This is a genomic window from Paenibacillus apis, assembly GCF_018333295.1.
GTDB classification, from domain to species: domain Bacteria; phylum Bacillota; class Bacilli; order Paenibacillales; family Paenibacillaceae; genus Fontibacillus; species Fontibacillus antibioticophila.
This window is the reverse complement of record NZ_BORS01000002.1, coordinates 216542-231893: the sequence shown is the minus strand read 5'-3', so window position 1 is coordinate 231893 and position 15352 is coordinate 216542. Positions and strand designations below refer to the sequence as shown.

The following is a 15352-nucleotide window of genomic DNA, read 5'->3' as shown; positions in this document are numbered from 1 at the left end:
GAGGACAATACGGTGAGAAAATATTTGGCGGCGATTCTGGCATTGGTGATTATGCTTATGCCGGCTTCGGTCTTTGCCGCGGCTTCCTTTACACTGGATCTCAGTGTGAAGGAAGTGCAACGCGGAGGTCAACTTACGCTTTCTGGAGAAGTTGCGGATGAATCAGACGATGTTGTGGTCAAAATTGTAAGTCCGAATCAAACCATCTTATATATTGATGTGATACCTGCAGCAAGCGGCGCTTACTCGCAGACAGTTACAATCCCTCAGGCGGAAGACCTGGCTCCTGCAGGACAATATACGGTGGTTGCAGGAAACGGCGGCCTGACGGCGAGCGGAACATTTACAATTCCGGCCAAGGGCTCCGGTACGAGCCCTGCTCCGAGTCCTGCTCCAAGCCCGACTCCAACAGTGCCTGCGAATAATAATAGCAGTCCTGTGATAGATTCCGATGAGATTCCGCCTACCGCAGGACAGGCGAACGGGGCAAAGCTTCAGCCTGAACTGGCCAAGGATGGCCGTTATATCGTAGGTCGTGATGTGCTCGCTGAGGCTGCTCGCCAGGCCAATGGCTCTGTAACGATTGAGCTTCCCGCTGCGGCCTCAGAATCCGGGGCGGCGCTGGAATTTCCGGCCAAATCGCTGACGGAATTAAGCGATCAAGGAACGGACCTGATCATTGTGTCCGGCAATCGGACGGTGCGTTTTCCAGCGGGGGCATTATCGCTAGCTGCTGACTCGTCTGCCCGAATCCATATTGTAGTGCAAGCGGCTTGGAACAATGAAGCCAAGGCATGGGTAGAGCAATCGTTAAAAAATCAATCGGATTATGCAACTACGGGTGTCGTGCTTTCTGTAGTGATTCAATTGATTTCCGGCGATAGCATTCAAGAAATTCATCAATTAGATAAATCCGCTGTAGTGACGATAGCTTTGACAAGTGAACAGGCACAGCTTATTTCTGCGGATCTGGCCGGTGTCTATTATGCGGACGGAGCATCTGTGGAATATGTGCCAGGTGTCTTGAAAAACGGTCAATTTACGTTCTCAGCGGATCATTTTTCCTACTACACGATCCTGCAATACAGCAAGACGTTTGTTGATTTGGTTGGCCATTGGGCGGAGGCTTCGGTCAAGTCGCTGGCTGCCAAACAGATTGTGAACGGGGTGGACAATAATCATTATGCGCCGGGACGCAGCATCACGCGCGCCGAATTTGTCGCCTTGATTATGCGGGCACTTGATCATTCTGGCAGCCAGCCAACGGGCCAAGCGGCCGCGGGAGGATTCACAGACGTGCCTGATGGCCGCTATTACACCGAAAATGTAGCTGAAGCGGCTGCGCTTGGTATTATCACCGGATATGAAGGGAAATTCCGGCCTAACGACCAGATTACCCGCGAGGAGGCAGTCGTAGCACTGAATCGTGCAGCGGATTACTTCCATTTAACAGCCTCCGGGCAAGGACAGCCTGCTTTTACAGATGCCGGAAGCATCTCGGATTGGGCTAAGGAAGCGGTTGAGACGGCATGGAGCCATGGCTTGATTCAAGGCGACGGGAAGAAGTTCAACCCGGGCCAAGCTGTGACTCGGGCAGAAGTAGCTGTCATGGTGGAGCGGCTATTGAAGAGCAGTTCTCTGTGAGAGGCAGTTCAAAAAAGGAGGAGAACCAAGCGCAATGAATAAAAGGTTTTTTGCAATCATCATGACGCTGTTGCTGTTATTCAGTTTGTTAGAATCATTGATCCCTGGGCTGTCTCCCGTAACAACGGCAGCATCGGGCACACTCGTTCAGGGGGAACCGACGCGCAATGTTGCCTTGAACGCGGCAGTGACCGCTTCAGGACAATGCAACAGCAATGAGGCCGGAAAATTTGCCGTCGATGGCAAGACAGACACGAAATGGTGTGATAATACGAGCGCCAAAATCAAATGGCTGAAGCTCGATTTAGGACAGGTCTATACCATTAATGAATGGGTTGTCATGAACGCGGCAGTTGGCGAGAGCAAGAATGCCCCTTTCTGGAATACTAAAAATTTCCGCCTGCAAAAAAGTGACGACGGTACGACATGGACAGACGTCGATATCGTTCAGAACAATGCCCAGGCTATCGTTGACCGCTACTTGCCAGAACCGTTCTCGGCCAGGTACGTCCGGTTTTACGTTAGCCAGGGAGCGTATGATTCCAATACCGTTCGTCTGTATGAATTGCAATTGTACGGGGTTGAAGCCGGAAAGACGCCTGCCTATCCGCCCGTTAATCTGGAGGCGGTTGACTATGTAGATCCGTTCATTAATACGCTCGGGGACAATGGTCAGACCAATCCGGGACCGACGATGCCGTTTGGCCTTGTATCGCTTGGACCCGACAGCGATGGCGGCGCATTTAGCGGCTACTATTATCAGGACACAAACCTGAAGGGCTTCTCGCACCTGCGTTTTAGCGGCGTAGGCTGCAGCGGAGCCGGCGGCAATATCCTGATGATGCCCGAGATCCGCACGTTCACCAAAAATGTGAATGAATATAAGCAGAAATACGACAAGTCGAGCGAACAGGCTTCCGCCGGCTATTACGCTGTGACCCTTGATTCCGGCGTTCAGGTGGAGCTTACGGCTTCAGATAACGTCGGATTTCATCGCTACACTTTCCCGAACACTGCTGCAACTGGCTCCGTCCTGGTCGATCTGTCCAACTCCTATGCGGGCATGATCGATGCAAATTTGAAGGTGGAAAGCAATAATGAAATTACCGGTATGGTCAAATCGAAGAATGTATGCGGAAACGGATACTATGTCTTGTATTTTGCGATCCAATTCGATCAGGATTTCGATTCGTATACCTCCTGGCAAGGAGATGCAACAGGAACTGATCCTGTTCGCAGCGGCTCCAACAGCGGTGTATGGGTGAATTTCCAAAATGCTGGCGGAGAGGTGATCCAGGCCAAGGTAGGTCTGTCGCCAATCAGCGTCGAGCAGGCAAGGGTTGAACGTGATCATGACATCACAGGCTGGAGCTTTGATGCTCAGCATGCTGAAATCCGCCAAGCATGGAGTGACCTGCTAAATAAGGTAGAGATCACAGATGCGGATGAAGAGAACAAGAAGATTTTTTACACGCAAATGTATCACACTTTTCTCCATCCTAAAAACGTGACAAGCTCTGTGGGCACGTTTAAGGCGGGGAGAGATGAGAATACGGTTCGGCAGGCCTCCGAGCTGGGCAATGATTTTGAATATTATAACGGTTGGGCAACCTGGGATGATTTCCGGAAATATGCCTTGTTCTCTGTGCTGACTCCAACTGAATATAACAACATGGTGAAATCGCTGGCAGACTTGTACAAGACGCGTGGCACCTATACGCAATGGGGCGATGGGTACTGGCCAAGTCCGACGGTGCGCAATGAGTTCAACGGGGCAGTTCTGCTTGATGCCTATGCCAAGGGCTTTCAGGATTTCGATGCCTATACCGCCATGAAAGGGATGGGGGTTGACGCGGATAACTTCGGTGATCAGGACAAGGTTTCCGGTCAGCTTGAAAAGGCAAAGAGCGGTTATTTTCCAATGAAGCTGGCTGAGCTGCTTGGAGATAACGCGACATATGAAAAGTACAAGGAAGTTGCCTTATCTTACAAGGATCTCTGGAACCCGAATCAAGTCGACGAGAATGGCAAGAAGATGGGCTTCTTTACTCCAAACGGGATAACCGTCGGCAGCGAGGATGTAGCTAAAGTAGACAAATTCGCCTATCAGGGAAATCTGTGGCACTATCGCTGGTCCGCTTCGCAGGATATGGACGGCTTGGCTGAATTAATGGGCGGCAAGACGGAAATGGCCAAGCAGCTGCTGGATTTCTTCAGCCGGGACGAATATATGGCTGTCAATGAGCAGGACCTGGATGCGCCTTACTTGTTTAATTATTTGGGCTATCCTTATTTGACGCAATATTATGCGCGCGAGTTCACGACAGAGGTTGTAACCCAGAAATATCATAACCACGGGCTGTATGGCTATCCGATGAAATCGCGGATATACCGGGCCGATCCCGAAGGCTATTTGTCTTCGATGGACGATGATGCGGGAGCCATGGCCTCCTGGTTCGTGTATAGTGCATTGGGGATCTATCCTGCCAATCCGGGAGACGCGGCTTTCCTGATCGGGTCGCCGATCTTCTCGGAAGTGAAGCTGCATCTGGATGGAGGCAAGACGTTTACGATCAAGGCAAACCAGGTTTCGAGCGAAAATCGTTTTATCCAATCCGCGCAATTGAATGGCAAGGTTTTTGATCAGGCGTGGATCAGCTATGAGGATATTATGAATGGAGGCACGCTTGAATTCGAAATGACCTCCGTGCCGAATACAGCTTGGGGAGCCAAGGCCTCAGCGGCTCCGCCGGCAACGGATTACGGGTCAAATGTGGACAGCAGCTTGTCCCGTCAGGAGCTGCTTGCTGAAGGAGCAGAATGGAATTATTTTGATAAGGGAAGCTATGCCGGCAATGGATGGACAGGTCTTACTTATGACGATAGTGCCTGGAAATCGGGGGCTGCACCGCTTGGATACGACAATAAAGGATATGCAAAGACGACGGTAAGCTACGGACCGGACAGCAATAACAAATACCCGACCACCTACTTCCGTAAAACCTTTGAAGTTGCCGACCTGGACGGTCTGATCGAGTTGGACGCTTCTCTGATTCGCGACGATGGTGCGGTGGTATACCTGAATGGTCAGGAAATCATTCGGACGAATATGCCATCCAGTGCGGTGAGCTATAACACTTATGCTAATGCAACGGTGAATGATGAACGGGACTGGAACGTCTACCAAGTAGATCCTTCCTTGCTCATAGAGGGCACTAATGTCATTGCCGTGGAAGTGCATCAGTCGAACGCTACTAGCTCGGATGTGGCATTTGATTTCAAGCTGGCTGCCGTGAGAGAGCTGGCGAAGCCTGCTGCTCCGACAAATCCGGTGGTAGATGATACAGCCAACTCCTTCGGATGGACCTATGTAACGGGCTTCAGCCAGCCGTCTGATTATCAGTTCAGTACAGACGGAGGCCGGACCTGGATGACCGCTACGGCCAATCCGCAGCTAGTCGGTCCGGTCGATTATGAGATCGGTGCAGTTCAGGTGCGGGTAAAGGCAAATGAAGCTCTGGGCGTAGCTGCGGGCGAGCCGTTGCTTTCAGATGCTGTATATACCTCGGATATTAAGTGGGATGTATTCGACCTGAACGCCGAAGTAACACGCTCGGGTAATATGCTCGTTGATATAACCGGTAATCTGAAGGGGGCATATACGGACTCGGCTGTTGCTGTAATCCAGCTAATGAATGGCGGCGAGCAAGCGTTTGTGACCAGTGCGATCCCGGTCAAAACCGGAGATTTCGATCTGACTCAAGCTTTTAATGTAAATGCCAAGAAATATCAGGTCAATATTTATCTGGTAGATAAATATGAAGGCAACATCTATGATTCACTCTGGCTGGCTGATCCGATTGTGTCCCAAGCAGAACCGCAGCCGGAACCTAACCCGAATCCGGATCCGGGGACGCCGGAAGAAGAACCGCTTCCGGAGCCGTTGCCGGTTCCAGTCAAGCTGCCGGATGTGCCGGAACCTTCGATCGAACCGGAGCCTCCAGCGGATACGCCAAACTTTGAAGCTGTAGACGGGAAGCTGACGATCGAGTTCGAGAGCAAGACGGATTGGTCGACGGACAAGCATTTCAATAATGGAAATCCGTTAGGAACCGAAGAGGGCAACGAAGGGACCGTGGTAAAAAACACCTTTAGCGGTGCATGGCTAGCCTACCAGCGCGTTGATTTCGGAACTGCGGGAATGAATCGGATCCAAATGGTGTATGATGCTCCTGCGGACAAAGCACCTATAGATGCAAGGGCTGAAATCCGTCTTGGGGCGGTCAATGGTACATTAATCGGCACCGTAAACCTGACACAGACAGGCAGTGGATGGGGAACTTACGGGACTGCTGCGGCTGAGCTGAATACCACGGTTAAGGGAATACAGGATCTCTATATTGTTCTAACAGGAACGACCAACTCCAGTCGGCCGTACATCGGCAATCTGGACAGCTTCACATTTGATAAGATCAGAGGCGACTATGCCAAGCTGGAGCTGGAGCTCTATGATGCCTGGTCCACGGATCTGAATCCGGCCAAGAATAGTCCGATGAAGACGGAGGACGGAAAGAGCGGACAACAGGTGGCGAACACCTTTGATGGAGCATGGCTCGCCTATAAAGGAATGGACTTTGGCACGGTCGGGGTCGATCAATTCTCCATTGAATATTCCGGGAATAGCAACAACTGTTCACCCGATGCAGAGGTAGAGATTCGACTGGGCTCGGTGAGTGGAGCGTTGATCGGCAAAGTGAAGGTTCCGCCGACGGCGGGCTCCTGGGGAACCTATGCGACGGTAACGACTTCATTGACACAGACCGTAACCGGGGTTCAGGATATTTACCTTGTCCTGACCGGGACGACGGACTCGAAGTATACCTATATCGGCAACTTTGATAATGCAAGCTTTTCGTTGAAGTAAAGTGTCATTTTAAAGAGAAGACGGCGTTTTTCGTGCAGCCCACGGAGACGCCGTCTTTGTTTATAGTCATTTCGTAGGTATTATGCGAATAGGAGGCCTATTTTAATTGATAATGATTATCATTCGCTGTATACTCGTTGTAGATGAGCACAAAGGGGATGAAACAATGGAGGAGCTAAACTTGCAGCCGGAAATCTCTCAAGCGGCGGCAAAAGTGATCCGCGAGCGGAGAACGATTCGCAGATTTGCGAATCGCGCCTTGTCCGGAGAGGAGCTGGAGGCGATGTTCAGGCTGGCAGAGCGCACAGTGACATTGGAGTATGACCCTGAGGCGCTGCGGTTTGTTATATTTACCACCGAGGAAGGGAAGCGTCAGACAGCTGCAGCGATCATGGCCGCCTATAGCAATCAGGGCCTGTATCGCTGGATCCCGGGGAAATTGCTGCAGACGCTAGCCGAACAGGTGGCGAAGACTCCGGCCATAGTAGCTGTCATTCGGAGAGAATCGGACGACCCGTCGTTCAATGACAGGCAACTGGCCGCTGCCAGCGCGATGATACACAGCTTTACGCTGCTTGCGTGGGAGCGAAAGCTTGGGCTGGTATGGAATACGGAGCCGGTTGTTGACCATGAGGTGCTGGCCGCCAGCATCGGGCTTGCCGGGGATGAACGGCTTGTATGCTTGCTCTACCTCGGAGAATATGACAAGGTGCCGAAAGGCAAGATGCGCAAGCCTGCCTCCGGAAGATGGACGGTACTGGAGACTGTCGGGAGAGAGGAGCAGCAGACAAGATGAGTATACAGCTTGCTATGGAGCGGATTCAGGAGTACAAGTGGCATGGCCAACGGCCCGTTGCCGCGGAGCAGGTGTTGGCGCTTCTTGAGGAAGCGGTGTGGGCGCCAAATCATCATTTGCGCGAGCCCTGGCGGTTTGTATGGATAGACGCTGCCTGCCGAAGCACCCTGGAAGCTACGGTGGACCCGTCAACACAAGGTGATTTGAGAGAACTGATCCGAACTGCCCCGTCTTGCCTCATTGTCGTGGCATCTGTGCCGCAGACACCTCGAGAAGAGAAGGATGATTTTTCTGCGGCTTGCTGCCTGATTCAGAATTTGCAGATTCTTGCGGCGGCGAATGGTCTGGGCATGAGCTGGGCTCTGCCCCCTCATACGGGGTGCGAGGGCTTGAGCTTTGCAGTGAAGCTGGAGGCGAACGAGCGAATAGCCGGTGTGCTGGGGCTTGGTCATATTGAGGATGGAATCGCCTTGGCATCCGGAAAGAAGCCTGTGAGAATCGAAGTTTTGTAGATGCGGTGTTGGTGGATTACACATATTCTCGGATTTTTCTACTAATTATAATGGTTGCTAATTTCTCTTCCCCTTTATATATTTGATTTGTTGTGCATATGAGTCTGTCGGCCTTGCTGATCAGGCTGGGGGGAGAGAAAATAATTGCTAACCGGTTTTATGGTTTTGTTACTGGCTTGTTTTTTTCAAGGCAGCTTCGGGCTGGGGATGAAGAAGTATCAGCCCTTTTCCTGGGAAGCCTTCTGGGTCGTGTTCTCCGTGGCAGGAATTCTGATTATTCCTATTTTGTGGACCTGGATTGAGGTACCGGATTTTATGAGTTATATTCGAGAGACTCCCGCAAGGGTGCTTGGTCTGGCCTCTCTATGCGGTCTGATCTGGGGAGTCAGCTCGGTATTGTTCGGCAAAGCGGTGGATACGATCGGCGTATCGCTGACTTATGGAGTCAATATGGGGATTTCAGCCTCTTTGGGCTCGTTGATTCCACTGATTTTGTTCGGAAATGTACCGCCTGCGCTCTCATTCGGCTTGCTGCTTGGCGGTATGGTGATTATGCTTGGCGGAGTCGTTATGATTACCAAGGCCGGGCTGGAAAAGGAAAAAAGAATGAGTCAACTGCAAGCAGCTCAAGGCGGACAAGCTGCTCCGGCGAAGCCCTTGTCCAAGGGTCTGATGATGGCCTCCGTGGCCGGTCTCGGATCGGCGGCCATGAATATCGGCTTTGCTTATGCAAACCGGACACTGGATATCGCTGCCGGGCACGGAGTCTCCGAGCTGAGCGCCAGTCTGATCCCTTGGGTGATCACCCTTTCCGGGGGATTTGTAGCGAATTTTGCTTACGCCGCTTATCGATTGGTAAAGAATCGTTCCTACCGGGATTACGTCAAGCCTGGATCCTCTAAAGCCTATGCCAAAGCATTGCTTACCTCGCTAATCTGGTTCCTCGCCCTCGGATTCTATGCTAAGGCAACGGTCATGCTTGGACCGATCGGCTCCAGTGTTGGCTGGCTAGCCTTTAATGGACTAGCTCTCATTATCAGTAATGCATGGGGCTTGAAGGATGGGGAATGGAGGGGATTTCCGGAGCCGAAGAAGCAGTTGATGCTCGGAAACGGTATTCTCATCGTGTCATGGATTGTGGTTGGCATTGCAAATAGCTTTGCTTGAATGAGGAAAACGTAACGAGGGTGTCCCCGAAATATTCAGGGACGCCCTTTTCCTGTGCGGCAGCTACGCCTTGCAATATTATTAGTGCATATGAGCAACCAAAGGAGCAAGACATGCTCGTGTGGACGCCCGCGCTTTGCCTGAGCACCGACACCAGACCAGCAATTTTAGTGCGATTCGGCATTAAAATCGGCGCAGTAGCACCCATGTCAGGAATTTTAGTGCGATTAAGCATTAAAATCGACGCATGAGGGCCCCACGCGAGGAATTATAATGCCTTTATGCATTAAAATCGGCGCAGTAGCACCTACGCGAGGAATTATAATGCCTTTATGCATTAAAATCGGCGCAGTAGCACCCACGCGAGGAATTATAATGCCTTTTATGCATTAAAATCGGCGCAGTAGGACCTACACGAGGAATTATAATGCCTTTCTGCATTAAAATCGGCGCAGTAGCATGCACGCGAGGAATTATAATGCCTTAGGGCACTTATTTTTCCGCATGAGCCACCAGCCAATAATTTTAGTGCCATTCGGCACTAAATTGTAGCGTGACCGCGCAGGCTAGCATGTTTCTACCTCATCGCGGGGGCCAAGATTCTTCTATGGGTCGATGACATCGTCCTCGTTCCCGTGGGTAAGGCCTGCACAACACCCTCTACTATGAGTTCAGCCAGACATTACTCCACAGCAGGACTTGTGCTTCTTGCCGCTTCCGCAAGCGCAGGGATCATTTCGTCCGGGCGGCTTGCCCTTGAATATCTCGCGTACATTCCTTTCATACAGCTCGCGGCGCAGCCGGTCGCCCAGCTGGCGCATTTTCTCGTCGGCGTAGGCGTACACCTGCATGTAGCTTTGGCAGAAATAATCGGGGCTGGATTGATCGCCCTCCGGATTCCATTTGCGGTTCCGGGGACAGCCGCCATAGCACAGCCGCTGCCATTCGCAGGATCGGCATTTTTCCGCCAGGGCCGGCTTCATTTGATGAAAGCGCCGGTAATTAGGGTGGGCAAGAATCTCTGCGATCGAATGCTCGCCGACATTGCCGACCTTCCAATCCTCATGGATGTAGAAATCGCAAGGAAAGGCGTCTCCGTTCTGCTCCAGAATGAGACTTGTCGGACAGGAGGCCCGATGCACGCAGGATTCGGCCTCCCGATTCAGGTAGACGCTGAGCATGTTATCGAAGAAGCGCACGGAAACGTCCGGATTCCCCTCCTGGAACCATTCGTCAAACACCTCGCACAGAAAATCTCCATATTCCTGGGGAGAGATTTCATACACTCCAGGCTTGTCCACCTGCTGGGCTCTGAAATCCATGCAGGGAATAAACTGAACGAACGAAAAGCCTTGCTCCCGGTAAAAGGACATCAGCTCCTTGGCCTTATCCACATTCCCTTTGTGAATGACGGTCAGAATATTGAAATCGACTCCATGCCTCCGAAGATGATCGATCCCGGCCATTACGCGGTGAAAGCTGCCTTTTCCTGCGGCATTGACCCGCCTTGCATCATGAATATGCTGCGGTCCATCCAGACTGACGCCGACCAGAAAGTGATAGGTTTTGAAAAAGGAGGCCCAGCGGTCATCAATCAAAGTGGCGTTGGTCTGCAAGGAGTTGCTGATCACGGTATGGGGAGGAGCATAAAGCGCCTGGCGGTATACGACTTCCTCGAAGAATTCGTAACCGGCCAATAGCGGCTCACCGCCCTGCCAGGCGAAGCTGGCACTGCCCCGGCTGTATTGCATATAGTCCTTGATGAATTTATCCAAGACGGCGGAATCGATCCGGTTGATGTTCTTGCCGGGCTTTCCTCCGCAGGTGCTGTAGTAACAATAATCGCAAGCCAAGTTGCATGCTTCGGATACCGTCTTCCACATGACTCCGATTCCGGAGTGGCCGCTTGGCGAACAACCGATGCTCATGATGGTTCCTCCTGTTCTGCGGCTTGGCAACCTGGCTCATTCATTCGCCTTCCCATTCATGCAACAGCATCACGGCTGCGCCGGTCGCCAACGCCTCTTCTTTGAGCCGCCCTTGCGTGAAAACAGGGCTATATTCGGGATAATGGTACGTATTTTTTTTAGCAACCTCCACGGAGGTTTCGAATACAAGCTGATGCGCTCCTACCAATGGTCCGCCCAAAATAACGCATTCCGGATGAAGCGCATTGATCAGATTTGCCAGACCAATGCCCAGATAAGCAGCAGTTTCCGCAAACTGCTCTTTGACCAGAGTATCTCCTTGCACAAGCGCTTCGGTCAGGGTAGCAAAATTCACGCGTTCCGCAGGGATTTCCGCGAGAACGCTGCTGCGTCCGATCTTTAACTGAGTCCGAACCCGCTCCTCCAAAGAAGGAACGGATACGAAGGCTTCGAGTGCTCCGTAATTGCCCTTTCCATGCAGTCTGGGCCCGTTGGTCTGGATAATCATTTGACCGACAGCACCTTCTGTATCTACAGCGCCGCGCACAATCTGGCCTCCGGACATCATGGCGGAACGAATCGTTACTCCCGCATGAACATAGAGAATATGCTGATAATTCTGATTTCTTAATGCCCAGTGTTCGCCGATCAAGGCCGTATTCGCTCCGTTATCCAGCTTGACGGGGATATGCAGCCGTTCCTCCAGCATGCCGCAGATCGGGACATGACTCCATGAAGCGGAAGGAAAATACTCGGGCTCGAGAATTATTCCTTTGCTCTGATCCAGCGGTCCAACCGCTCCGATTCCCATACCCAGCACGTCCTTGGAAGACAAGCCGTGCTCGCGAAGAAACTCCTTGGCACTGTTTGTAACGTGAGTGGCAAGCAGTTCGGGAGACATGCTGCGATCCATCTCCCATCTGGTCATGGACAGAGGATTCAGGTGCATGTCATACAGCCCGAGGGAGGAATAAATTCGCGAGATCTCCAGCCCGAAGATATAACGGTACTGCGGGTTTGTCTGGAAGAGGATGGGCTTTCGCCCCCCTGTAGAGCTGCCAAGACCAGAGACAACAATCAGTTGTTGTGTTGTCATTTCGTCCAGCAGACGCGTCATGCTGCTGCTGGTCAGGGGGAACACATTCAGCAAATCGGCTTTCGAGGCCGTTCCGAGATAGGAAATCCGGTCATAAACCTGTTTTTTTATTGATGGATTGGAATGAGGCATCATAACAGCTTTTCTCCATTTCCAAGTTAATTAGTCGGGATACTAAAAGTATAGCGGCCTCTCTCGTTTATTTCCAGCTATTTTCATCAGAATAATAAACTTAATTCCAAAAATAAACTTTTTAATGCCGAATTTGCTGAATACATAGTTTGATTATGAGGTATTAATGGGATTTTTACAATTAATTTTATAGCTTTAATCCAAAATGAAATTAATTATGCTAAACTAATAATAGTTCGAGATCAAAAGCTGAGTTTTTGAACTACCTTTATAGAATCATTACACGTATACGAAGACATAAAGATTGAAGGGTGAAACGAAATGAAGCAGGGTCTGTTTCAAAGGCTGGATTTGCTATGGCGTATTTTTAAAGTGTTTTTCAAAATCGGACCGTCCACCTTTGGCGGCGGGTATGCGATGATTGCGACCATTGAACAGGAAATCGTACAAAAGAAAGGCTGGATGAACGAGGAGGAAATGGGGGATATGATCTCTGTATCCGGGTCGGCTCCAGGCGGAGTGGCGGTGAACAGTGCGGCATTTATCGGCTATCGGCTCGGCGGAGTTGCAGGTGCGCTGGTGGCCGTCATCGCGATTACGCTCCCAACCTTCCTGATCGTCTTCCTCCTTAGCTATTTGAGCTTCATGTTTAAGGATCATGTAAAGGTGCAAGCCGCGCTGAAGGGGATTCATGCCGCGGTAGTCGCCCTGATTATTGTAGCTGCCAAAAAGATGTGGAAAACGGCGATTCTGGATGCAGCCACCTTGATTTTGGCGGCAGTATCGTTAATCCTTCTGCTGTTCACCGGGATCCATTCCTTCTATTTGATTCTTGGCGGACCGATCATTGGAATTCTTGTTGTGCTGTTCAAGCAAAAGCGCGGGATGAGTGTGAAGACCGAGAAGACAAGACCTGAACAACACCACGAGCTGCAATTTCCTGAATACTACATCTAAAGGGTGGTCATCACATGCTGTGGCAATTATTTATTGTTTTTTTCAAGGTGGGGTTAATTTCCTTTGGCGGCGGTTATGCGGTCATTACCTTAATTCAACGCGAGGTCTCTGACAAGGGCTGGATCGGAAATACGGAATTTCAGGAAATCGTCTCACTGGCGGGAATGGCCCCCGGCTCCATCGCTACGAATACGGCTACGTTGATCGGATACTCGGAGGCAGGTATTTTTGGGGCAATTTCAGCAACCCTCGGCATTATTTTACCTTCCTTAATGATCGTTATCCTGATTGCGGCATTCTTCCTGCGGCTGCAGGGAAACCGTTGGGTGCGCTCCTCATTCTACGGGCTGCGTCCGATTGTGACCGGATTGATTATTTATGCGGCAATCCATTTTGGCCTGAGCGGCCGTACGGAGAGCTGGCTCAGTTGGTCCATGGCAGGGATGCTTCTGATCTGCGGCGGCTGTCTGCTGCTGGTTATGAAATATAAGGTGCATCCGTTTGGCGTTATTCTTTTGTCTGCTATAGCGGGAATTGTACTATTCTAAAAAATGAAAAAGCGTGAGCGAAGGAATACCTCCTTGGCTCACGCTTTTTTTGCTTTAATCTGATCCATCAGGCGTGGTGAATTCTCGGCATCGGCAACGGCTCTTTCCCGAGCTCGGCCCATGCATATTTCAGCAACAGCTCGGTCTTGAGCTTCGCGTACTCCGGCTCATCCCACAGATTGTGAAGCTCGTTCGGATCCTCCTGGAGATCAAAGATCTCCCCGTAGGTCTGATTATAGTAGACCGTTATTTTGTACCGTGCATCCACATAAGTCTTCTGGTGTATCGTTGTCGGTTCATGCCGGAATTCGCAGATGGCATGATCACGAGCCTGGCTCTTGCGTCCAAGCCATACGTCCTTCTGGTCAACCCCGGTCATGGTAGGCGGAATCGGAAGACCGCTAAAGGACAGGAAGGTTGGAGCAAGGTCGACGAGTGATTGAATGGAATCGGACCACCTGCCGGCCGGGACATGTCCGGGATAGCGGACGATGAACGGGAGCTTGATCAGGTCCTCATAGTGGAAGCCGCCCTTGGCTTGAAGACCATGCTGCCCGAAGAAGTGTCCGTGGTCCGTCGTAAACACGACCAGTGTATGGTCGGCCAGCCCCAGTGCGTCGAGCTTGTCAAGAATTTTACCGATGTATTTGTCCATCATGCTGATCATGCCGTAATAGACGGCGACCAGCTTCTTCTTGTCATACTCGGTCAGTCTTGCCTTATCCCCGTATTCATAATAATGGTGAGACCTGTAGCCATGAATGCCGAACCCGGTCTCCATCAGATGGGAGAAGTCGGGATTGTCCTCCTGCGTCATCCCGAAGTGAGGCGGGTTCTTATCATGCTCTCCGGGCACCAGCCCCGGTATGGTAAGCTGGTCCGGGTCATACATCGTATCCCAGGGCTCCGGCACCAAATATTCCGGATGGGGATCGAAGAAGCTTGCCCAGAGGAAGAAGGGATCATCCGATTGCTGATGCTCTTCCAGCCGCGCATTGGTCCGCTCGGCAATCCAGGTGTTGTAGTGATATTTCTCCGGGATCGGCCATTTGTAAGTAACCGACGGATCCATTGTGCCGGTCGGAGGGAGGAAGTAGTCTCTCCAGTTGTGGCAGCCCTGCTCCTCCAGCCATAAGGCATAGTGCTGACCGACATGAGCTTCATTTGTATGATTCCGTGCCAGCTCCACATGGTCAAATCCGTAGAAGGATTGGTTAAAGCCCTTCCAATACTCCAGATCCTGAAGAATCGGATAAGCCTCCTTCGAATCGTATTCCTCGGTAGACTTCAGAGGCTGGAAATGGGCCTTGCCGATCAAGGAGGTCTGATAGCCGGCCTTGCTGAAATCCTCGCCAACCGTATGCCGGTCCTCGAGCAGCTTGGTCCCCAGTGTCCAGGCGCCGTGCTGACTTGGATACATGCCGGTAATGATCGAGGAACGGCTCGGCGTACAGGTTGGATTCGGGCAGTAGGCACGGCCAAAGGTCGTTCCTTGCTGAGCCAGACGATCCAGATTAGGGGTAGAGATCTCGGATTGGAAAGCGCCGATTGTATTCCAGTGCTGTTGGTCGCTTGTAATTAGTAAAATGTTAGGTCTACTAGACAATTCTTATCGCCTCCTATTATGATAATATTGAATTGTACGTGA

The 15352-nt window shown here is 51.3% G+C and carries 10 protein-coding genes; 7 read left to right on the top strand and 3 right to left on the bottom strand.

Annotated elements, in window-relative coordinates:
• Window positions 1-12 precede the first annotated feature (12 nt).
• The 5 genes from KI362_RS03660 to KI362_RS03640 all read left to right on the top strand — a co-directional run bounded on the left by KI362_RS03660 (window position 13) and on the right by KI362_RS03640 (window position 9043).
• On the top strand, window positions 13-1644 hold the full coding sequence (locus KI362_RS03660) for an S-layer homology domain-containing protein (RefSeq protein WP_301624945.1): 1632 nt from the start codon (window positions 13-15) through the stop codon (window positions 1642-1644).
• A gap of 34 nt (window positions 1645-1678) precedes the next feature.
• Complete coding sequence (locus tag KI362_RS03655; RefSeq protein WP_301624944.1) at window positions 1679-6568, top strand: glycoside hydrolase domain-containing protein; 4890 nt, start codon at window positions 1679-1681, stop codon at window positions 6566-6568.
• Between the two features lie 166 nt (window positions 6569-6734).
• A complete protein-coding gene (locus KI362_RS03650; protein WP_301624942.1) occupies window positions 6735-7364 on the top strand; it encodes a nitroreductase family protein in 630 nt (209 codons plus the stop codon).
• Window positions 7361-7876 (top strand): nitroreductase family protein, encoded by a 516-nt coding sequence (locus KI362_RS03645; RefSeq protein WP_301624940.1) that lies wholly within the window; start codon window positions 7361-7363, stop codon window positions 7874-7876. Before KI362_RS03650 ends, KI362_RS03645 begins: the two co-directional genes overlap by 4 nt.
• A 159-nt stretch (window positions 7877-8035) precedes the next feature.
• Entirely contained in the window at window positions 8036-9043 is a 1008-nt protein-coding gene (locus KI362_RS03640) for an L-rhamnose/proton symporter RhaT (protein WP_301624939.1), read from the top strand.
• 671 nt (window positions 9044-9714) lie between these two features.
• Here the strand turns inward: KI362_RS03640 and KI362_RS03635 are convergent.
• Together KI362_RS03635 and KI362_RS03630 are read right to left on the bottom strand one after the other, a co-directional pair.
• A complete protein-coding gene (locus KI362_RS03635) occupies window positions 9715-10971 on the bottom strand; it encodes an anaerobic sulfatase maturase (protein WP_301624938.1) in 1257 nt (418 codons plus the stop codon).
• Between the two features lie 40 nt (window positions 10972-11011).
• Window positions 11012-12202, bottom strand: coding sequence for an ROK family protein (locus KI362_RS03630; protein ID WP_301624937.1), 1191 nt, complete (start codon window positions 12200-12202; stop codon window positions 11012-11014).
• A 318-nt stretch (window positions 12203-12520) separates the two neighbouring features.
• Between KI362_RS03630 and KI362_RS03625 the strand changes: the two genes are divergently transcribed.
• Together KI362_RS03625 and KI362_RS03620 are read left to right on the top strand one after the other, a co-directional pair.
• A complete protein-coding gene (locus KI362_RS03625; protein ID WP_301624935.1) occupies window positions 12521-13156 on the top strand; it encodes a chromate transporter in 636 nt (211 codons plus the stop codon).
• A 14-nt stretch (window positions 13157-13170) separates the two neighbouring features.
• On the top strand, window positions 13171-13704 hold the full coding sequence (locus KI362_RS03620; RefSeq protein ID WP_301624933.1) for a chromate transporter: 534 nt from the start codon (window positions 13171-13173) through the stop codon (window positions 13702-13704).
• Window positions 13705-13771: 67 nt separating this feature from the next.
• Here the strand turns inward: KI362_RS03620 and KI362_RS03615 are convergent, their stop codons facing one another.
• The gene (locus KI362_RS03615; protein WP_301624932.1) at window positions 13772-15310 is read right to left on the bottom strand and encodes a sulfatase family protein; all 1539 of its coding nucleotides are present in this window, start codon (window positions 15308-15310) and stop codon (window positions 13772-13774) included.
• Between the last annotated feature and the right edge of the window lie 42 nt (window positions 15311-15352).

Coding starts and splice junctions, on each gene's coding strand:
- KI362_RS03635 (WP_301624938.1), bottom strand. CDS start 10,971: ATGAGCATCGGTTGTTCGCCAAGCGGCCACTCCGGAATCGGAGTCATG.
- KI362_RS03630 (WP_301624937.1), bottom strand. CDS start 12,202: ATGATGCCTCATTCCAATCCATCAATAAAAAAACAGGTTTATGACCGG.
- KI362_RS03650 (WP_301624942.1), top strand. CDS start 6,735: ATGGAGGAGCTAAACTTGCAGCCGGAAATCTCTCAAGCGGCGGCAAAA.
- KI362_RS03625 (WP_301624935.1), top strand. CDS start 12,521: ATGAAGCAGGGTCTGTTTCAAAGGCTGGATTTGCTATGGCGTATTTTT.
- KI362_RS03640 (WP_301624939.1), top strand. CDS start 8,036: ATGGTTTTGTTACTGGCTTGTTTTTTTCAAGGCAGCTTCGGGCTGGGG.
- KI362_RS03655 (WP_301624944.1), top strand. CDS start 1,679: ATGAATAAAAGGTTTTTTGCAATCATCATGACGCTGTTGCTGTTATTC.
- KI362_RS03645 (WP_301624940.1), top strand. CDS start 7,361: ATGAGTATACAGCTTGCTATGGAGCGGATTCAGGAGTACAAGTGGCAT.
- KI362_RS03620 (WP_301624933.1), top strand. CDS start 13,171: ATGCTGTGGCAATTATTTATTGTTTTTTTCAAGGTGGGGTTAATTTCC.